At 48.7% G+C, this 21237-nt stretch carries 19 protein-coding genes; 1 reads left to right on the top strand and 18 read right to left on the bottom strand.

Annotation, left to right across the window (positions count from 1 at the left end):
- Positions 1–124: 124 nt before the first annotated feature.
- From spoIIR to AB1L17_RS23575, 15 genes are all read right to left on the bottom strand, one after another.
- Positions 125–898 carry a stage II sporulation protein R gene (spoIIR, locus tag AB1L17_RS23505; protein WP_412847612.1) on the bottom strand — a complete coding sequence of 258 codons (774 nt, stop codon included), beginning with the start codon at positions 896–898 and terminating at the stop codon, positions 125–127.
- 111 nt (positions 899–1009) lie between these two features.
- A complete protein-coding gene (prmC, locus tag AB1L17_RS23510; protein WP_412847611.1) occupies positions 1010–1900 on the bottom strand; it encodes a peptide chain release factor N(5)-glutamine methyltransferase in 891 nt (296 codons plus the stop codon).
- The gene (prfA, locus tag AB1L17_RS23515; RefSeq protein ID WP_412847610.1) at positions 1884–2960 is read right to left on the bottom strand and encodes a peptide chain release factor 1; all 1077 of its coding nucleotides are present in this window, start codon (positions 2958–2960) and stop codon (positions 1884–1886) included. Before prfA ends, prmC begins: the two co-directional genes overlap by 17 nt.
- A 235-nt stretch (positions 2961–3195) precedes the next feature.
- Complete coding sequence (locus AB1L17_RS23520) at positions 3196–3699, bottom strand: sporulation protein (protein ID WP_412847609.1); 504 nt, start codon at positions 3697–3699, stop codon at positions 3196–3198.
- Positions 3700–3783: 84 nt separating this feature from the next.
- Positions 3784–4359 (bottom strand): thymidine kinase, encoded by a 576-nt coding sequence (locus AB1L17_RS23525; protein ID WP_412847608.1) that lies wholly within the window; start codon positions 4357–4359, stop codon positions 3784–3786.
- Positions 4360–4387: 28 nt separating this feature from the next.
- Complete coding sequence (locus AB1L17_RS23530) at positions 4388–5842, bottom strand: cryptochrome/photolyase family protein (RefSeq protein ID WP_412847607.1); 1455 nt, start codon at positions 5840–5842, stop codon at positions 4388–4390.
- An 87-nt stretch (positions 5843–5929) separates the two neighbouring features.
- Positions 5930–6127, bottom strand: coding sequence for a 50S ribosomal protein L31 (rpmE, locus tag AB1L17_RS23535; protein ID WP_017252381.1), 198 nt, complete (start codon positions 6125–6127; stop codon positions 5930–5932).
- Between the two features lie 105 nt (positions 6128–6232).
- A complete protein-coding gene (locus tag AB1L17_RS23540; protein WP_412847606.1) occupies positions 6233–7498 on the bottom strand; it encodes a radical SAM family protein in 1266 nt (421 codons plus the stop codon).
- 70 nt (positions 7499–7568) lie between these two features.
- Positions 7569–8474, bottom strand: coding sequence for a LysM peptidoglycan-binding domain-containing M23 family metallopeptidase (locus AB1L17_RS23545; protein ID WP_412847605.1), 906 nt, complete (start codon positions 8472–8474; stop codon positions 7569–7571).
- Between the two features lie 71 nt (positions 8475–8545).
- Positions 8546–9829: a transcription termination factor Rho gene (rho, locus tag AB1L17_RS23550; RefSeq protein WP_412847604.1), complete on the bottom strand. Its 1284-nt coding sequence runs from the start codon at positions 9827–9829 to the stop codon at positions 8546–8548.
- 68 nt (positions 9830–9897) lie between these two features.
- On the bottom strand, positions 9898–10860 hold the full coding sequence (glpX, locus tag AB1L17_RS23555; protein ID WP_412847603.1) for a class II fructose-bisphosphatase: 963 nt from the start codon (positions 10858–10860) through the stop codon (positions 9898–9900).
- 28 nt (positions 10861–10888) lie between these two features.
- On the bottom strand, positions 10889–12172 hold the full coding sequence (gene murA / locus AB1L17_RS23560; RefSeq protein WP_412847602.1) for a UDP-N-acetylglucosamine 1-carboxyvinyltransferase: 1284 nt from the start codon (positions 12170–12172) through the stop codon (positions 10889–10891).
- Between the two features lie 78 nt (positions 12173–12250).
- Positions 12251–12895, bottom strand: coding sequence for a fructose-6-phosphate aldolase (fsa, locus tag AB1L17_RS23565; protein ID WP_015893657.1), 645 nt, complete (start codon positions 12893–12895; stop codon positions 12251–12253).
- Positions 12896–12909: 14 nt separating this feature from the next.
- Entirely contained in the window at positions 12910–13764 is an 855-nt protein-coding gene (fba, locus tag AB1L17_RS23570) for a class II fructose-1,6-bisphosphate aldolase (RefSeq protein ID WP_412847601.1), read from the bottom strand.
- A gap of 103 nt (positions 13765–13867) precedes the next feature.
- Positions 13868–14242: a response regulator gene (locus AB1L17_RS23575; RefSeq protein ID WP_007725537.1), complete on the bottom strand. Its 375-nt coding sequence runs from the start codon at positions 14240–14242 to the stop codon at positions 13868–13870.
- A 172-nt stretch (positions 14243–14414) separates the two neighbouring features.
- On the opposite strand from AB1L17_RS23575, the gene AB1L17_RS23580 reads away from it, so the two are divergent.
- Positions 14415–15209, top strand: coding sequence for a lipid II flippase Amj family protein (locus tag AB1L17_RS23580; protein ID WP_412847600.1), 795 nt, complete (start codon positions 14415–14417; stop codon positions 15207–15209).
- Between the two features lie 73 nt (positions 15210–15282).
- Here the strand turns inward: AB1L17_RS23580 and pyrG are convergent, their stop codons facing one another.
- The 3 genes from pyrG to icmF all read right to left on the bottom strand — a co-directional run bounded on the left by pyrG (position 15283) and on the right by icmF (position 21157).
- The gene (gene pyrG, locus AB1L17_RS23585; protein ID WP_412847599.1) at positions 15283–16878 is read right to left on the bottom strand and encodes a CTP synthase; all 1596 of its coding nucleotides are present in this window, start codon (positions 16876–16878) and stop codon (positions 15283–15285) included.
- A gap of 209 nt (positions 16879–17087) precedes the next feature.
- On the bottom strand, positions 17088–17648 hold the full coding sequence (rpoE, locus tag AB1L17_RS23590) for a DNA-directed RNA polymerase subunit delta (protein ID WP_412847598.1): 561 nt from the start codon (positions 17646–17648) through the stop codon (positions 17088–17090).
- A 257-nt stretch (positions 17649–17905) separates the two neighbouring features.
- Complete coding sequence (gene icmF, locus AB1L17_RS23595; RefSeq protein ID WP_412847597.1) at positions 17906–21157, bottom strand: fused isobutyryl-CoA mutase/GTPase IcmF; 3252 nt, start codon at positions 21155–21157, stop codon at positions 17906–17908.
- Positions 21158–21237 lie beyond the last annotated feature (80 nt).

The following is a 21237-nucleotide window of genomic DNA, read 5'->3' on the forward strand; positions in this document are numbered from 1 at the left end:
CTTAAGCTAATGACTACTACTGCCTTCGCCATTCGGGACTTTAACCCTATAGATAACGCCCATGCTGGGCGCACATTCAAAACGACACCAGCACGTGCGGCCGGTGTCGTTTTCTATACACAGCTTAGGAGAGCCAGCTCTCGATTTTTTCCCACAAGTAAAATCGCACTTCTACCTCTGGCGCAGACTTGACTGCTTCTTCCGATTCGTCTGTCTCTATTTCTGCCTGCTCAGTATCCCCTTTATTTTCTACCGAATTTGACTCCACTTCGTTCTCTTCCAGGGGTAAAACAGCTATTTGCTCTCGATCAAATCGATCGTAGTCTTCTTCTAGCTCGGATACGGATGCTGTCGTTTGCTCGGATGCAGACTCTGGTGCAGACTCTGTCGTTGCCTCAGCTTGTACAGCGTCGCCATTGGACATATCGATGAAGCATAGCGGCGGGAAAAGTACACACCACCAGTTTTGACCTTTGGCTTCTCCAATCTGTACACGTACCGCCTGGTAATTACCTGCAGGATACACATAAGAACCGTACAGCTTCGTCGGAAATGGCACCTGGCCGAAATCAACTACAGCCTTGTAAGAAAAACCACGTTCCTTAATCGTCTTGTCTACGACTTGCTGAAGAACAGGCAATTGAGATTGAATCATTTGCTCTGCTTCCGCAAGCGTCTCGATGTCGTCCGCCCATGTATTCATCTGAGCGATAATCGCATCTCGCACTTCTCGCTTTAACCACTGGTCCTGAACGGAATCGCTGTTCGCAATAATTCGCAGGCGAACGGAATCCTGAGGGATCGGCCCATTATCCAATACATTGGCCGAAGTAAGCTGCCCCTCCCAGCTCATCATTAGCATAAATAGACTAAATGCTATCAACAACATCCGTTTCATCGTTATCCGTCTCCCTCTATACTGATCTTCTCTCTTTAGCAATCAGTATGGACGGATTCACACGATTTCAAACATTCATTCCATATGCAAAAAAGGCGAGACGAGCATATGCTATCGTCTCACACCGATAACGACCCGCTCGATCCCCGCCAAATCAGGAACGATCTCTACATCATCCATGACACCGGATGCCTTCATAAGTGCTGCTACATCCCCTGCCTGGTAAATTCCTACTTCAAACGCAACGACTGCTCTTTCCTTCAGCAAACTCGGCAGCGCCTCACACAACCGCCGATAGCAATCCAGGCCATCTTCGCCGCCATCCAAAGCCAAGCGAGGTTCGTGTACGCGCACTTCATCGTCCAGCTGCTCGACATCGCGACTCGGGATATAGGGTGGGTTGGACACGAGGATATCTACCTTTTCACCTGCTTCCAAAAGCGGCTGCACCAAGTCACCTTGCAAAAAGCGCACGTCCGCTCCCAATCGCTCTGCATTTTCCCGAGCGATTGCAGTCGCTTGCTCGGAAAGGTCTACTGTTGTTACATGCCATTGCGGTTTTTCTAGTGCGAGCGTAATGCAGATGGCTCCACTCCCTGTTCCGATATCTACCACCGCTAGCTCTTCACGCTCAGGCCAGAGCTTCGCAGCAGCCATCATAACCTGCTCCACCAGTATCTCCGTCTCGGGTCGAGGGATCAGAACACCCGGTCGCACCGTAAAGGGACGGCCATAAAACTCCTGCTCACCAAACATATATTGCAGAGGCTCGTTATTCGCCCTGCGTACACACAGTCCGTCCAGCTCCACCAATGTCTCGGCATCGATCGAATCCGTCATCGACATTAAAAATCGCGTACGATCCCAATCAAGACAATGACGTATCAGTAGCTCTGCCTCGAACAAAGGGTCCTTTGTCCCTTTTTCCCGCAAAAAGGAAGAAGCCCGTAGCAGGGCTTCTCGAATCGTCGTGACATCAGACCAATCAAGCTGAGTGTGCATGGCTTTTCAAAAGCTCCGTTTGTTCATGCAGAATCAGGTTGTCGATCACTTCATCCAGCTCGCCTTCCAATACCGATTCCAGTCGGTGTAGAGTCAGACCGATGCGGTGGTCGGTCACGCGGCTTTGTGGATAGTTGTACGTGCGGATGCGCTCGCTTCGGTCACCAGTACCCACCAAGCTTTTGCGCGTAGCATCTGCTTCCGCATTTTGTTGTTGCATATAGAAGTCGTACAGACGAGCGCGCAATACACGCAGCGCCTTGTCCTTGTTGGAATGCTGGGATTTTTCGTCCTGGCAGGAAACCATGATTCCTGTAGGAATGTGCGTCACACGAACCGCAGACTTGGTCGTGTTAACGCTCTGACCACCCGCACCACTGGAACAGAACGTATCGATACGGATATCTTTTTCATGCACTTCCACTTCCACATCTTCTGCTTCTGGCAGAACCAGTACAGTTGCGGTAGAAGTATGAATGCGTCCACCCGATTCAGTAGCCGGGATGCGCTGTACACGATGCGCGCCGCTTTCGAATTTCATTTTGCTGTAAGCACCACGACCTGACAGCGAGAAGACGATTTCCTTGTATCCGCCGATATCAGTTGGGCTTGCCTCAAGCACTTCAATTTTAAAAGCATTGCGCTCCGCAAAACGAGTATACATACGGAAAAGCACAGCCGCAAACAGTGCAGCTTCATCGCCACCCGCAGCACCACGGATTTCCACGATCACGTTTTTCTCGTCGTTCGGATCTTTTGGAAGCAAGAGGATCTTCAAGCGGTCTTCCAGCTGTTCCTTGCGTGCTGACAATTCACTGAGCTCGAGCTTGACCATTTCACGCATCTCGTCATCCAGCTTCTCTTCCAGCATTGCTTTGGCGTCATCGATTTGACTCACCACTGATTTATATTCACGGTATGTCGTTACCGTCTCTTCCAACGAAGATTGTTCCTTGGACAGTTCACGCAAGCGTTTTGTATCACTAATGACGTCGGGGTCACATAGGAGGTTGGTTACTTCTTCAAAACGCTCTTCGACTGCAGATAAGCGTGTAAACATTTTTATTTCACCCCATCGCAAAGAATAATAGCCTTTTGGCGCAGGCGAAGCCTTGGTAGCATTTATGTCGATATGAATTGCGATAAATTATTATCTACCAAAAAAACGGTTATAACAGATAAATTATAGGAGGAATAGCGCAAGAAGTCAAAGCGCATTATTACTGGAAATGTTTTACGTGATGCCAAACAGGCCCGGCAATGCCGAGCCTTGCTACATACGTCCTGCTCACCTGTCAGCGATGGTAACCGTCATTCGAAGTTAAGTGAAAATCGTAACGCGGGATTCTTTCCTGGAGAAGCGAAATTACCTGCTGCTCGATGGTACGCGCTTGATTCGCAGTGATGTTATGCACAAGGTCAAGAGTAACATATGCATTGGCATCGCTGAGTGTGATGCGCGCAGTTTCTACACCTTTCACCGACATGGCGATCCTCTCCATATTGGTCACTTCGACTGGTGTATTACGTACATTCGCTTGACCGATCACCATATTCGGATTTTGATTGCGCCCCATTAACGGGTCACGATCCGCAGCAACAGGCGCACGGCCTTGCAGCGTATTGCCGCTTTGATCCCCTCTGATCTTCATATCGTGCTGCGTATTCCTCATATCCGTACCATAGCCCTGTTGCCTAGCCGTATTTCCCCCGCATCCGACAATGAGGACAGTCGTAAGTACAACTAAGCCCAGAACGACACGCGAGCTGTGCAAAAGCCAATTAGGCTGTGTCCGCATGAAAAAGCCACCTCCTGTTTTGCTTAGTCTGCGCATCGCCTCTTGGGCTCATGCACGGACAAACAGGGGTGGCTTATGCCTTCTTTATTCTTCGGTTGGAGGCGTATAGTAATGCTTGCGACAGACGCTGCTGTATGTATCATTTCCAGCAATTTCAATCGTCTCCCCGGAGTAGACCGGTTGTCCATTTTTGAACTTGAGAATATGTGTCGCCTTTTTATTGCAGTAAACACAAACCGTTTTAATCTCTTCTACCTTATCAGCCTCGCACAACAGAGCAGCGCTGCCAGGGAAGAGCTCATTCTTGAAGTTTTTCAACAAGCCGTAGACGATCACGGGAATTCCCAGCTTATCAACGATTCTGACGAGCTGATCCACATGGTGACGGCTGATGAACTGCGCCTCGTCAACCAATACACAATGCGGCTTGACTGACTCTGCCTCTACGATTTGATACAGATCAGTCTCTTCGTTAATCGGAATGGCTTCCCGGCTAATCCCAACACGCGAAGCAACCTTTCCCACGCCATAGCGATCATCAACCGCTGGAGTAAACACCACTACTTTTTTCCCCGATTGCTCGTAATTGTGGGCAACGGTCAATAATTGAATGGATTTGGAAGCATTCATCGCTCCATACCGAAAATATAGTTGTGCCACGTCTTTTGTCTCCCTTTGCTAAAAGTCGTTACTCAGTCTTTGCATGGCGGTCTTTTGCCTCCTGAAACAAGGCCATGGCCAGCTTTCTTCTTTGTGCATGGTCCACACAAGGAATCGGGTAGTCGAAGCCAATCTTGCAGCCTGCCTGCTCTTGGATATGCTCCGGCATGTCCCACGGTTTATGAATATATTGTAGAGGTACTTTACGCAATACGGGAAGATATTTTTTGACGAATACGCCGTCTGGATCAAACTTTTCCCCTTGTGTGACAGGATTAAAGATTCGAAAGTACGGTTGCGCATCAGTACCTGTCGAAGCACTCCATTGCCAGCCCCCGATGTTGGCGGCTTCATCGAAATCGATCAACTGCTGTGCAAAATACGCCATACCCCAACGCCAATCCACCAGTAAATCTTTCGTCAAAAAGGAAGCCGTAATCATCCGCAGCCGATTGTGCATCCATCCCGTCTCAATCAACTGCTTCATCGCTGCATCGACAATCGGGTAGCCAGTCTCACCTTGACACCAGCACGCAAATAGTTCTTCCCTGTTCTCCCAAGCAACCTTTTCAAATTGCGGCAGGTAGGCATGATTTGTCGTGTGTGGATGGAAATAAAGCACCTGTTGATAAAACTCTCTCCAGATCAGCTCCGCAACAAAAGCTTCAATCGAGGTGACCTGCTCACCCCGTGCTTGCATGAGCACTTCCAGTACCCGATGATATACTGTCCGTATAGACAGCGTACCTGCGTTTAACGCAAAAGACAGCCGGGATGTCGCATTCACCCCTGGCATGTCGCGCTTTTCTTTATAAGATAGAATGTCTCCATTTATAAATTGCTGCAATCGTTTATGTGCGGCTCGTTCGCCGAATTGCTCACTTTCCCACTCAGTACCTGTCGGTCGTTTTCGTCCAAACGCTTCCACTGCAGGAACAGGCTCACCCGCTAACTCATGCAATCGCTCATCCCATTGCCATTTCGTCGATTGTGGGAACGGCTTCTCTTTCGGCAGTGTCTGCCAAACGCGGCGATAAGGTGTAAATACAGCATACGGTGTCCGTTGCTTCGTCTTAATTTCTTCTGGCTCATGCATAACCAAATCCTTGCAAGATTGCACGAACACACCGTGACTCTTCAAGACCTCAGACACCGACTCATCTCGCTTTCGAGCATCAGGTGTATATGCTCGATTGAAAAACAGCTTATTTGCGCCCGTCTCTTGGACTAGCTGACAAAGCAATTGCTGTGGATCGCCGTGGCGTATCAACAGCCGCCCTCCCAGCTGAGCCAGATCGTTAGCGAATTCTCCTATTGCAGCGAAATACGCGTACAGTCGCTTATCTCCTACAGCAGCAGAACGACAAAGCGAGTCATCCAGTATATAAATAGGGATAATCGGATCACCAGTGAGCGCGGCTGCATGCAAAGCCGCATGATCATGCAAGCGAAGATCACGACGGAACCAGACGATGGCAGTCATTGTATGCCCTCCCGCAAAAAATCAGTGCCAGAAAAAGACAAAACCAGGCAGATTGCTCTACCTGGTTGCTCCAATACACTCTGATTATTACAGATTGTATTTGCGTTTGAAACGGTCTACACGGCCGCCAGCATCAACGAATTTTTGTTTTCCTGTGAAGAAAGGATGGCAGTTGGAGCAGATCTCCACTTTCAACGCTTGTTTCACGGAACCGGATTCAAATTCGTTACCGCATGCGCAGCTCACGGTTACAACGTTGTACTTAGGATGAATGTTTTGTTTCATCTCATCTACACCTCTTTCCGCCCTGAATCGTTTGCCGAGACAGAGTTATATAAACACATATCAGATAGTAGCATGCCCATTGATGAATTGCAACAGGTTGGCCGATTACGCCATGTTTTTCCTACGCTGGAGTTGATCTGGAGGAATATGCGTAAACGAACCGATCACCACATCTGGCAGTTCTTGCTGATAAATCTCAATGGCTTGCTTCATGCCGAATACTTCGCCTTGCGCCTTTGGAATCATGGCCAGGTAGCTCTCGGGATCGATGTTCAGATTGCGCAACTGAATCAGCTTAATGCCTGTTCTGCGGATGAACTCGATCATCGCTTCCATTTCCTCTTCGCGGTCAAACACGCCAGGGAAGCACAAGTAGTTAATAGACGTATACACACCCTTGGATGCAGCGTACTCAGCAGAACGCGCTACATTTTCCAACGTGTAGTTGCGCGGGCGATAGTAAGCATTATAATGTTCGTCAATCGCACTGATAATACTCACGCGCATGAGATCCAGACCAGCATCGACAATGCCTTTGATGTGATCAGTCAAGCCCGCATTTGTATTGATGTTGATGAAGCCCATGTCTGTCGTTTCCCGTACACGACGCATAGCCGGAACAATGATGGACGCCATTGTCGAAGGCTCACCCTCACAGCCCTGTCCAAAGCTGATGATGCTCTCTGGCGACTTCAGATGGTGCAGCATGACTTCTACCAGCTCGTCCTCTGTCGGTTTGAAGTTCATCCGCGTCTGTGGAGAAGGGAAGCCGCTGTCGTCCGGTTGCTCGGAAATACAGCCGTAGCAACCGGCATTACAGGTATAGGAAACAGGCAGACTTCCTTCCCAGCGGTTGAAAAAGTTATTGGATGCCGTCAAGCATTCGTACTCCAACGCACAGTGCGACAAGTGATTCAAGATGCGGTTTTGCGGGAATGTCTCCAATGTCTTTTCCACTCGCTGGCGCAGTTCATCCATCGGGAAGTTCAACGGGTCCCATTTGTAAATATCGTCACTCGCCCGACCGGTTACCCAGAAACGCTCATCCTTCCAGACTACTGCGGAATAACCGAATAATGGCAGCTTGCTTTCCTTGTTTGTTTTCACATAACCAGGTAGCAAGAGCCTTGTAATACCCTGTGGCACAAGTGCACCTACCGCGGTACAGCCATCCAGCTTAACCATTTCTCCTGTTTCAGGGTCCATGCCGATCGGCTCGGTATCTGGCAAACTGACCAAGGTGGATCCTTCCGGGAGCGGAATCAGTTCTTCTTCCAGAATTTCTGTCAATATATCTCCGTTACGAGCCACTGCAAAAAGACCAGGGTGGTCGTATACATTGCCTTTTTCATCTGCGTAAACTAAATACATGGGAAAATCGCCTCGCTTCTTTGCTTTGCCCATTGTATCGCATTGAAAAAGCAATGTAAATTGTATAGGGTTACCTGCCAAGATAGGGAAGCGGATTAATCGGCACATCGTCCTGCCTTACTTCAAAATGCAAATGATAGCCAGTCGAATTCCCTGTTTGCCCCATGTATCCCAGCATCTCACCTGCTTCCACGGTTTGACCAGGTGACACGAGCAGAATGCGCATATGGGCATAAAAGGTTTGCAAGCCATCGCCGTGATCGATCACCACCATACGACCGTACCCTGAGCGGTTGGCTCCTGCTTCCACAACAACTCCTGCTTTCGCTGCCAATATCGGGGTCTTCGATTCCTGTTCATTCCACAAATCCACACCTTTGTGTGTTTTTCCCCAACGTGCTCCGAACCCGCTAGTAAGCGTAGCTTCTCTAACAGGCCAATCCAAACCGCCGCGAATCCTCGCTACGACCTGCCGACTTGCTGCCTGAACTGTATTTCGCTTCTGCCCCGGATCATTGCCCAGCATCGGATTTCCTTTTGAGATAGGGACATACACGACCTGTCCAACATACAGGTTGTCCGACAGCCATTTTAGCAGTGGATTTCGTTCGATTAACGATTCCCGACTAACACCGTACCGCCTGGCTATGTAATCAAGTGTTTCTCCACGCTTCACCATATGTCCGACTTCATCACGTTTGATGAGTAATTTCATGCCCACACTTAGCAGATGGGGATTATCAATACGGTTTGTCTCCACCAGACTTCTCAAGGAAAGTCCGTAGCGCTCGGCAATACCGGATAGCGTATCCCCTTGGCGAACAGCGTACACCACTTTATTTCCCTTTGTTGCTGGTGCAGGTGAAGCTGTCAGACTGGCATATGGATTAAACGCTTGAAATAACGCCTGCTCCACGACTACTTTTTTCGCCTCTGTTTGACTCTCCACCGGAGTGCTGATCTGTACGTACTCCACTTGCCTCTCCCCCTTCTTTTCCAGCTCCCTTCCTAACGGTATGCCAACACAACAAAAAAAATGACGGTGAGTCATGATGAACTCACCGTCGTGCTAGCTGCTCTTCCTCGTCCTTGCTGCTTGGACTCTAGGGTTTGCAAAAATTCTTCGTTTGTTTTTGTATCTGCAAGCTTTTTGATAAACGAGTCCACAAACTCGTTCGTTTCATTCATGTTCTTCCGGATCATCCACAGCTTATCCAGCTCTTCTTTGGTGAGCAGCAGCTCTTCGCGACGAGTACCCGAACGGCGGATATCGATCGCTGGGAAAATTCTGCGCTCAGCCAGCTTGCGATCCAAATGAAGCTCCATATTTCCGGTTCCTTTGAATTCCTCGTAGATCACATCGTCCATACGGGAGCCAGTCTCTACCAAAGCAGTAGCCAAAATGGTCAAACTGCCGCCTTCTTCAATGTTTCGCGCTGAACCAAAAAAGCGCTTTGGACGATGGAAGGCTGCCGGATCAATACCCCCGGACAATGTTCGGCCACTTGGAGGAATGACCAGATTGTAGGCACGAGCGAGACGCGTAATGGAATCCAGCAGGATCACTACGTCTTTTTTGTGCTCAACCAGTCGCTTTGCACGCTCCAACACAAGCTCAGCGACCTTGATGTGATTCTCAGGCAGCTCGTCAAAAGTCGAGGCAACTACCTCTCCTTTAACAGATCGCTGCATATCCGTTACCTCTTCCGGACGCTCATCAATGAGCAGAACAAACAAGTGTATATCCGGACGGCTTTCGGTAATGCTGTTGGCAATTTCTTTCAGCAGCATGGTTTTCCCCGCTTTTGGCGGAGCCACAATCAATCCACGCTGACCCAGTCCAACAGGAGAGAGAAGATCCATCAGGCGAGTGGAAACACGTGCAGGTGCTGTCTCCAATACCAGCTTGGTTTGAGGATACAGCGGTGTCAATGCGGGGAAATGAAGACGCTCTGCGGCTGTCTCAGGGTCTTCTCCGTTTACTGCCTCCACTTGAAGCAGTCCGAAATAACGTTCATTCTCCTTCGGTGGTCTTGCTTTCCCTGATACTACATCCCCCATCCGCAGGTCAAAACGGCGAATCTGCGACTGGGAGATATAGATATCTTCCGAGCTGGGGAGATAGTTAATGGGGCGGAGGAAGCCATATCCTTCCGGCAATATTTCGAGAACCCCCTCCATAAACATGAGACCATCCCGCTCTGCCCGTGCTCGAAGAATCGCGAAAATTAATTCCTTCTTCTTCAGCTGGGAGTAGTACGGAATATGGTATTCCTTGGCCAGTTTATAGAGGTCGGTCAGCTTCTTTTCTTCTAGTTCAGAAAGTAACATACATCCACCACTCTTTATTTACTCTTGAAAAAACCTAGAACAACGATATGAATGCAACAATTGTTTTCTTACAAACCAGGCGTTGGCTTGCGTTCTAAGCGGTGGTTCCCTTCAATGAAACGTACCGTTCCTGTTTTTGCACGCATGACAACTGAATTCGTCGTTGCACGGGTTCCTTGGAAGCGAACTCCTTTGAGCAATTCGCCATCAGTCACACCTGTCGCGGCAAAAATAGCGTCATCACCCTTGACCAAATCATCCATAAACAATACTTGATGCGGGTTGGTCAATCCCATTTTGACACAGCGTTTAATCTCTTCTTCATTTTGTGGCAAGAGCTTGCCCTGAATTTCTCCCCCGAGGCATTTCAGCGCAACAGCTGCCAGCACACCTTCAGGAGCTCCTCCAGAACCGAACAAAATATCTACACCTGTGTCCGGGAATGCGGTATTGATCGCAGCCGCTACATCACCATCAGAGATGAGTCGAATACGCGCGCCAGCCTCACGAATTTCGTGGATCACGCGGGAGTGACGATCACGATCAAGTACAATTGCCACCAAATCGCTGATATCTTTCCCTTGTGCCTGTGCTACTGCTTTCAGGTTATCGCGAACCGGTGCATTGATATCTACCTTGCCGACTGCTTTAGGCCCTACTGCCATTTTCTCCATATACATGTCAGGAGCATGCAGCAGATTTCCCCGGTCTGCAATGGCAATAACAGAAATCGCTCCCCACGTACCTTTTGCGAGGATATTCGTTCCCTCCAAAGGGTCAACAGCCACATCAACTGCTGGAGCTACTCCCTGGCCCAGACGCTCACCGATGTAGAGCATCGGCGCTTCATCCATTTCGCCCTCACCGATTACTACGACGCCGTCCATCGGCACTTTCATAAATTCATTGCGCATTGCGGTCGTTGCCGCATCATCAGCCTCATCTTTTTTTCCGAGACCCATCCAACTGGCAGAAGCCAAAGCAGCTGCTTCAGTCACACGTACCAGTTCAAGTGTTAAACTGCGTTCCATTCTGGAAGACTCCTCTCCTGGTGATTGGTTAACGCTGGTGGTTTTCCATGCTCTGCAAGCCTACCCGAGTAATATCGGCTCCCAACGCTTGCAGTTTACCCACCAAGTTTTCGTATCCACGATCTATATGTTCGAGTCCTTCTAATTCTGTTGTTCCATTGGTTGCCAAGCCAGCAATGAACAGAGCTGCCCCCGCACGCAAATCCGAAGCTACCACCTTGGCACCATTCAGTTTGCTTCCGCCTTCAATGACAGCGGATCTTCCTTCGATCTTCAAGGAAGCTCCCATACGACGCAGTTCATCTACGTGTCGGAAACGCGAGCTGTAAATATTGTCTGTTACGATGCTTGAGCCTTTTGCGAGAGTCAACAAGGTCGTGATCGGCTGCTGAAGATCCGTCGGAAAACCGGGATACGGACTCGTTTTCACGTCAATAGAACGATAGGATTCATATCCAATGACTTGAATGCTGTCATCTTGCTCGACTACTTGCGCACCGATTTCGCGCAGCTTGGCAGTCACAGACTCCAAATGCTTCGGAATGACATTCTCCACCATCACATTACCGTTCGTGGCCGCTGCCGCAATCATGTACGTCCCCGCTTCAATCCGATCCGGGATGATCGTATGACGGCAACCACGCAAGCGATCCACGCCTTGAATACGGATCATATCCGTTCCCGCGCCCTTGATGTTTGCTCCCATGTTGTTGAGCAAAGTCGCTACATCTACGATCTCAGGCTCACGGGCAGCGTTTTCAATAATCGTCACACCCTCTGCTTTGGCAGCAGCGAGCATGATGTTAATGGTCGCACCAACACTTACCAGATCAAGATAAATTCGCGCACCCTGTAAACGGCCATTTGTGGCACGGATGGTCATCACGCCGTTCTTGTTCTCCACCTCGGCGCCCATCGCTTCAAAGCCCTTGATATGCAGATCTACTGGACGCGGCCCCAAATCACAGCCACCTGGCAGACCAACCTGCGCTTCACCGAACTTGGCAAGCAAGGCTCCCCACAAATAGTACGAGGCGCGAAGCTTTTTGATACGACCATTTGGCATGAGCATCAGCTGCATCATGCGTCCATCAATTTCCATCCAATCTTCTTCAAACAGCACGTCAGCTCCCATTTCCCGCAAGAGCTCGTAATAAATACCTACATCCTGAATACGGGGGAGATTCTCAATAACAACGGGTCCATCTGCCAGCAACGCGGCTGGAATGAGTGCGACTGCGCTGTTTTTTGCTCCGCTGATGGTCACCGTCCCCGCGAGCGGTTTTCCACCGTTGATGATCAGCTTATCCATGCTTTGCTCTCCTCAGGCGTAATCGGGAAAGAAGCACCTTCCCCAATGGAAAAGGTGCTTGGACTTTCGAACGTGTCCTTATTTTTGCATGCTTGCCCAGTCAGCGAGGAATTTCTCCAAGCCACTGTCCGTCAGTGGATGGGCAATAAGTTGCTTGAATACTTTCGCTGGAATGGTAGCGAAGTGAGAACCACGGCGAGCTGCTTCTGTTACGTGAACAGGGTGACGCACGGATGCCGCAATAATTTCGGTATCGATACCGTGAACCGAAAAAATTTCTGCGATATCTTCGATCAGCTGCATGCCGTCTTGTCCAATATCATCCAGACGTCCCAAGAACGGAGACACGAAGCTAGCACCAGCGCGCGCAGCCAGCAATGCCTGGTTCGCAGAGAACACCAGTGTTACGTTTGTTCTGATTTTGCGTTTAGCAAAATACTTGGTTGCCTTCAAGCCTTCTGCCGTCATAGGCAGCTTGATGACGATGTTTTTCGAGAGGGCAGCGAGTTTCTCTCCCTCTTCGATCATGCCTTTTGCATCTGTACTGATAACTTCAGCACTGATCGGACCATCCACAATATCAAGAATTTCTTTCAGGGTTTCTACAAAATCGCGCCCTTCCTTAGCTACCAGGGACGGATTTGTCGTTACACCAGCAAGAACTCCCCATTCGTGAATCTCGCGAATTTCTTCAACGTTTGCTGTATCGATCAAAAAACGCATGATTATCCTCCCAGTTACGCGCGGTTGCTACTTCCGAACAAGCGCATTTTTCCTTTTACGACTTCCTTGATCGCATCGCGAGCAGGGCTCAGGTATTTGCGTGGGTCGATCTCATTCGGCTTGGCAGCCAGCACTTTGCGAACGGTTTCCGTGCATGCGACTTGGCTTTCTGTATTTACATTGATTTTACCTACGCCCAGGCGAATCGATTCAATGATTGCTTCGTCTGGTACGCCGGAACCACCATGAAGCACGATTGGCGCTCCAATGTTGCTCGCTACTTTCTCGATAATGTCGTAGCGGATTTTTGGAACCCCTTTGTACATACCGTGTGCTGTACCTACAGCAATCGCTACATAGTCTACTTTTGTTTCTTCCCAGAAGCGGATCGCTTCATCAGGATTTGCCAGAGTAGCATCTTCCTCGTCAACAGACAGGTCGTCTTCTACCCCGCCGATGGTACCAAGTTCACCTTCTACAGAAACGCCAACAGCGTGAGCTGCCTCTACAACCTGTTTGGTCAGGCGAAGGTTATCTTCAAACGAATGATGGGAACCATCGAACATAACAGAAGAGAACCCAGCACGAATGCATTTCATTACCATGTCGAAATTGCTACCATGGTCAAGATGCAGTGCAACAGGAACTCCTGCGCGCTCCGCAGCTACTTTGGCAATAGCTACTGTATAATCGATCCCCATGTATTTCAGTGCTCCTTCAGAAACACCAAAGATCACAGGCGACTTTTCTTCCATCGCGGCTTCTGTAATCGCTTGAGTAAACTCCAGATTGTTCAGGTTAAATTGTCCGACGGCGTATTTATGCTTTTTGACGTCTTCGGTAAAAGCGGTCATAGGTACCAGTGGCATTTTGTAAATCCTCCTCTAGCAGACTTCAGTCATGTGGCTTATTATACCACAGACAAGCATTTGTTAACAGGGACGCTTGTACCCTGACCTTAGCAGTCAGTTACTAGCAAGCTAATTGCTGGTGCACAGCCATTCGTAGTTCATCAATATCAAACGGCTTCGTAAAATGAGTCAATGCTCCCAGTTGTGTAGCTTCTTTAATCATGTCCAGCTCTCCGTAAGCTGTCATCATAATCACTTTGATTTCCTGATTGATCTTCTTGATGTGTTTCAAGATCTCAATACCATCCATCCCAGGGATCTTCATGTCGAGGATAACCAAATCTGGCGATTCTTTTTCCACGATCTCCAATGCCATTTTCCCGTTTGCTGCCTGAAAGGTCTTGTACCCTTCTTTTCCCAGCACCTCATACAGTAAAATGCGAATCCCATACTGGTCATCCACAACCAGTACCTTTTTATCTTGTTTGTCGAACATTCTGATTCCCCCCTGACGAATGCGTTTTCCTTAATTATTTAGGGTTCGCCTAAAATCAGGAAACTCCTTCACCTTTTTTGCTGAACGTCCACTGAAAATTTCCTACCAGGCCCATTTCGAGTATAATGGGAAAAACCAATTTCCCTCTCGCACAAGGAGCCAGTGAAACAATATGGATGCTCTGTGGTTAATTTGCTTATTAACATTTATTATCCATACGACAGAGACACTTACCTACGGAATTCGTTTTGCAGGTGTACAAACGGGCAGAATCGCTGTAGCCATGTCTCTTGTCGGAATCGTCTTGCTCCTGTCCCGTACTTCCAATCTGATTCAAGGACCATTTACTGGAGGATTGATGGACCAAGCCGCCATCGAGAACTTTGATCCTAGCATGCAATTGCATGTGATTATTGCAGCGTCCTCGCTTGGAACCTTAGCGGCTATCGTATTGTTTCCCACTTTTGTCCAAATATCGAAACGGTTGATCTCGCACTTGGAATTAGCGGGCTCGATTCCGCAAATGATTCGCACGGCGGTTACCGTCGAAAGCATCCGACGTGTCCACCATCATGTCCGGATTCCTAGCTGGCAAGCCATCTCTCGCTTTCGAATCAAAGGAGTCCCCAAACGATTACTGCTGTTAAATGCATTGGGAACAGCTATCTACACAAGCAGCGTACTGTCCGTATTGTACGCGACTTTACTCGCTCCTGATTACAAAGCAACTGTTTTGATGTCTTCCGGATTAATCAACGGTTTTGCCACGATATTCATGACGATCCTGGTAGACCCGCAAATTGCTCTTTTGACGGAAAAAGCAATACAAGGGAAAACCACGCAGGAATCGATTCGTGACATGTACCTGTGGCTTATGATCTCACGTTTTGTCGGTACGATTTTGGCTCAATTCTTGCTCATACCGGCCGCCTACTGGGTAGCTTGGCTTTCGCCCTTGTTTCATTGATGTTCACTCATATAGCACAAGACGCACCTGCGACTTTACATCGCTGGTGCGTCTTTTTATCAAAACGACTATGTTATTTGTTCAGGGAAGCCTTCACGAAATCACGGAACAATGGCTGTGGACGGTTCGGACGGGATGTAAACTCCGGATGGAACTGTGTCGCTACATACCATGGATGTTCTGGAACTTCCACGATTTCAACCAGACGACCGTCAGGAGTTGTACCCGCAAAACGCAAGCCCAGTTGAGCCAATTGATCACGGTATTCGTTGTTTACTTCATAACGATGACGATGACGCTCATATACCAGTGTGCTGCCGTATGCAGCTTCAGTCAGCGTGCCTTCTTCTACTTTCGTAGGTCCAAGACCAAGGCGCATCGTACCGCCCTTGTCCTCGATATCTTTTTGCTCTGGCAACAGGTCAATAACCGGATACGCAGTATTCGGGTTGATTTCGGAGCTGTTTGCTCCGTCCATACCTGCTACGTGGCGAGCGAACTCGATCACGGCGATTTGCATACCCAAGCAAATTCCGAGGAAAGGTACTTTATTCTCACGAGCATAGCGCGTAGCGATGATTTTGCCCTCGATACCACGATCACCGAAGCCACCTGGTACGAGAATACCATTCACATCACCCAGAAGCTCGCCAACGTTTTCTGACGTTACTTCTTCTGCGTGTACCCATTTGATTTCTACTTTGGAGTCATTCGCATAACCACCGTGGTACAGTGCTTCTGCTACAGACAAGTACGCATCATGCAATTCCACATATTTACCAACAATAGCAATGGCGGTCGCTTTGGACAGGTTTTTGATTTTCGATACGAGTGATTTCCACTCTGTCATATCCGCTTCCTGGCAGTTCAGGCTCAAGTGACGGCATACATAATCGTCCAAGCCTTGTGCTTGCAATTGCAGCGGAACATCGTACAGGCTCTCTGCGTCTACGCATTCCACTACTGCATTTTTATCGATATCACAGAACAGAGCCAGCTTGTCTTTCATTTCTTGCGTCATCGGTTGCTCTGTACGTGTCACGATCACATTAGGTTGAATACCCAAGCTGCGCAGTTCTTTCACGCTATGTTGAGTAGGCTTGGTTTTCATTTCTCCTGCTGCCTTGATATATGGTACCAGGGTTACGTGAATGTACATGACGTTTTCACGGCCGATGTCACTTTTGATCTGACGGATGGCTTCAAGGAATGGCAAGCTCTCGATATCCCCAACAGTTCCACCGATCTCGGTAATCACCACATCTGCGCCGGTTTCGCGGCCCGCACGGAAAATACGATCTTTAATTTCGTTCGTGATGTGAGGAATAACTTGAACGGTTCCTCCCAAATAGTCGCCACGGCGTTCTTTAGCGATGACAGTGGAATAAATTCTACCAGTTGTCATATTGGAGTTCGCGCTCAGGTTGATATCAATAAAGCGCTCATAGTGGCCCAAGTCCAGATCTGTTTCCGCACCATCGTCTGTTACGAAAACTTCCCCGTGCTGATACGGACTCATCGTTCCTGGGTCAACGTTGATATATGGGTCACACTTCTGGATAGTTACCTTCAGACCCCTATTTTTCAAGAGTCGGCCCAGAGAAGCCGCTGTAATTCCTTTTCCCAACGAGGATACAACCCCGCCTGTCACAAAAATATACTTCGTCATCGTTACGTCCCCTCTTTCCCTCACCCTTAAGTTGTCATAAAAAACGAATGAAGACGGCTCCAAAAAAAAAGAAAAACAAAAGCGAGTCCTATCCCGTACAGAAATGGGGTAGGGGCACTTTTGTTTTATAGTTTCCCATATTTGTTCCTTCTTCATGTGAAGCCCAAGGAGTATTTTATCTGTCCCTCAAGCGGAAGTCAAGGACTTATCTACTTATCGTCCTCATCGTCGCTCTCGTCGTCAGATTCCTCTTCCGCAAGCTCTTCGTCCTCTTCGAACATTTCATCCTCTTCGTCTTCGAGTTCTTCCTCGTCGATTTCTCCATCGATTTCTTCTTCTTCGATATCAGAATCTTCGTCGACGAATTCTTCTTCGTCCTCAAAGATGACAACATCGTCGTCTTCGTATTCTTCGACACCTTCGTCTTCGGAATCGTAATCGTCGAAGTCGTCTTCCGTGACGATTTTCTTCTTCTTCGTTCCGCCACCCTCTTGGGTTTCTTCCACGGTGTCGGTTGGGTACCAGCGTTTCAATCCCCATACATTGTCACCGAGGCAAACGAAACGGCCATCAATGTTAATTTCTGTGTATACTTGCGCGATGATTGCCATGAGTTGTTCATCTGTCAGCTTGCGCACTGCAACCAGTTCATTCATCAGCTCGCGGAAGTTGTAAGTGCGGTTAGTTTGACGCAAAATTTCATACGCAATGTCAACTAACGCCATTTCACTCAGTTTCTCGGAATCAATATGAGCAAACAATTGACTCACTCAGGGCACGTCCTTTCCATATGAAAACGATTGATTTGAATACTGACCCGGTGCCCTGTTCGGGGGACGCAGGCTTGTATAAGTCATTCATCAGTAATATCGATTTCTTCGATTGTACAACGTACAACATACGAAGGCTATCATACAGTATTCCTTATTTTAGACGAAAATGCAAGGCTTTCAAACAGGGGATGTCTAATTCTTGTCGACACCAAAACCAAAGACATCCCTCGGCAATCGCTACCGAGGGATTAATCTTACATATTTCTGCGGTATTGGCCGCCTACTTCATACAGGGCAGCACTGATTTGTCCAAGCGATGCTACTTTTACCGTCTCCATCAGCTCAGCAAAAATGTTTTCTCCCGCCATGGCCACTTCTTGCAGACGACGCAGCGCACCCGCAGATACATCTCTGTGACGCTCCTGGAATGCTCTCAAGTTGATGATTTGCTGCTCTTTTTCCTCTTCCGTCGCCCGGGCCAATTCAATCTCGTAATCGTCCTCGGACGCATTCGGATTGATGAAGGTATTTACTCCAATAATCGGCAACTCACCTGTATGCTTTTTCATCTCGTAATACATGGACTCATCTTGAATTTTACCGCGCTGATATTGGGTCTCCATTGCTCCCAGTACACCGCCGCGCGTACTGATCCGCTCGAACTCTTGCATGACAGCTTCTTCCACCAAATCGGTCAGCTCATCGATGATGAATGCCCCTTGAAGCGGGTTCTCATTTTTCGCGAGTCCCATTTCCTTGTTGATGATCATCTGAATCGCCATGGCACGTCGTACAGAGTTCTCCGTCGGGGTCGTAATCGCTTCATCGTAAGCATTCGTATGCAGAGAATTACAGTTGTCGTAGATGGCAACGAGTGCCTGCAGAGTCGTTCTGATGTCGTTGAAATCCATCTCCTGTGCGTGCAAGGAACGGCCGGATGTCTGGATGTGGTACTTCAGCTTTTGGCTGCGGTCATTAGCGCCATAGCGGTTTTTCATCACCGTTGCCCAAATACGTCGCGCCACCCGCCCAATCACGGTGTATTCCGGATCGAGACCATTGGAGAAGAAGAAAGACAGATTCGGCGCAAAGTCATCAATGTGCATACCGCGGCTCAAATAGTACTCCACATAGGTGAATCCGTTAGAAAGCGTAAACGCAAGCTGCGTAATCGGATTCGCCCCCGCTTCCGCAATATGATAGCCGGAAATGGACACGGAGTAGTAGTTCCGCACTTTCTGGTCGATAAAATACTGCTGGATATCCCCCATCATCCGCAAAGCAAATTCTGTCGAGAAGATACACGTGTTTTGCCCTTGATCCTCTTTCAAAATATCTGCCTGAACGGTTCCTCGAACAGTCGAAAGCGTATACGCTCTGATTTGCTTTGCTTCGTCCGCAGTAGGCTGACGCCCTTCTTTTTGGACAAAAGCATCCAGCTGCTGCTCAATCGCCGTATTCATGAACATCGCCAAAATCATGGGTGCAGGACCGTTGATCGTCATAGACACAGAAGTGCTCGGTGCACAAAGGTCAAAGCCAGCGTACAGCTTTTTCATGTCATCGAGGGTGCAAATGCTGACCCCACTCGTGCCGATTTTTCCGTAAATATCCGGGCGATAGTCAGGGTCCTCACCATACAGCGTGACCGAGTCAAAAGCCGTACTTAGCCGCTTCGCCTCATCATTTTGGGACAGGAAGTGAAAGCGTCTGTTCGTCCGCTCTGGCGTACCTTCGCCTGCAAATTGTCGCTTCGGATCTTCTCCCTCGCGTTTAAACGGAAATACGCCAGCCGTATACGGGAATTCACCTGGGACATTTTCTTTTAACGACCACTTTAAAATCTCGCCCCAATCCTCATAATCTGGGACGGCTACCTTTGATATGCGTGTACCCGACAATGATTCACTGAAGAGCTTGGTGATCAATTCTTTATCGCGAATTTTCGTGACGAATTGATCCTTCCGATACGCTTCTTTGAGCTTTGGCCAATTGTCGAGAATACGTCGGCTCTCCGGATGGAGCTTTTCTTCAAACAAAACGATTTGTTTATCGAGCACCGTAGCCAGTTCAGCAGCTCCTGCATCCCCTGATGTCAGCACGGTTTCCTTCGCGCCCTGCAGCTGAAACAGCTTGCGTGCAATCGCTGCTTGATCGTCTGCATAAGCTCGGTATTGGCGGACGGTGTTTGCGATATCCTGCAAATAATTGATTCTTTCTGTCGGAATCAACGAAGTTTTATGAATTTTTACCGGAGTCGTATCCAAATTCTCCACAGACCAGTCGACGCCCGTCTTTTCTACAATCCGGTGCATCAAGGCGGCAAATAATACATTCGTCCCTGGATCGTTAAACTGGCTCGCAATCGTTCCGTACACAGGAACCTTCTCGTCCGGCAGCTCAAACAGCTGGTGATTGCGTCGATATTGCTTGCGAACCTCGCGAAGAGCGTCCTCTGAGCCTTTACGCTCAAACTTGTTGATCGCGATCAAGTCAGCAAAATCGAGCATATCTATCTTTTCAAGCTGTGATGGTGCTCCGAATTCACTAGTCATGACGTACATGGAGACGTCGCTCACTTCTGTGACCTGCGCATCCCCCTGACCAATCCCGCTCGTCTCCACAATGATCAGATCAAAATGCGCAGAACGTGCCACCTGAATCGCGTCTTTTAATGCAGCAGACAGCTCCATGCCCGATTTGCGAGTTGCGAGACTGCGCATGTAAACGCGTGGTGTTTGATTGGCATTCATACGGATGCGGTCGCCTAATAACGCTCCGCCTGATTTCTGCTTGGACGGATCGACAGACAAGATCGCGACAGTCTTCTCGGGATAGATGCGGATAAAACGACGAACGAGCTCATCGGTCAATGAGCTTTTCCCTGCTCCACCCGTACCCGTAATTCCCAGTACCGGAATCGTCGAATCGGCTTCCAGCAAGCTTTCTTTGAGTGGCTCGCTCCACTCGGGCTGATCCACTGCATACTCTGCTACGGAAATAAGCCGGGCAATCGCCTGGTGGTTTTGCTCACGCAAGCCAGCTACTTCTGCATCCAGCTGCTTGACGGTCGGGAAATCGCTATGTCTGATCATGTCATTGATCATGCCTTGCAGGCCCAAACGTCTGCCGTCGTCCGGCGAGTAAATTTTACAGACTCCGTATTCTTCCAATTCCCGAATCTCGCGTGGAACGATAACTCCGCCACCGCCTCCAAAAACACGGATATGCTCTGCTCCCCGCTCGCGTAATAAATCAATCACGTATTTGAAATACTCCACATGACCGCCTTGGTAGGAGCTGATGGCAATCCCTTGCACATCCTCCTGGACAGCGGCTGTTACAATATCGTCAACAGAGCGGTTGTGTCCGAGATGGATCACTTCTACTCCCGATGATTGTAAAATACGGCGCATGATATTTATCGAGGCGTCATGACCGTCATACAGACTGGCTGCGGTCACAAAGCGAACCTTGTTTTGAGGACGATACACTTCTGTTTCCATCGTTCCACTCTCCTTTTCATAAGTTTAAAAAGGAGGAAAAACAGGGCCAAGCAGATCAAGGCGCGGTAGACGCGAGGTAT

Origin of the sequence: Brevibacillus jepli (assembly GCF_047229145.1) — a bacterium.
GTDB lineage: Bacteria > Bacillota > Bacilli > Brevibacillales > Brevibacillaceae > Brevibacillus.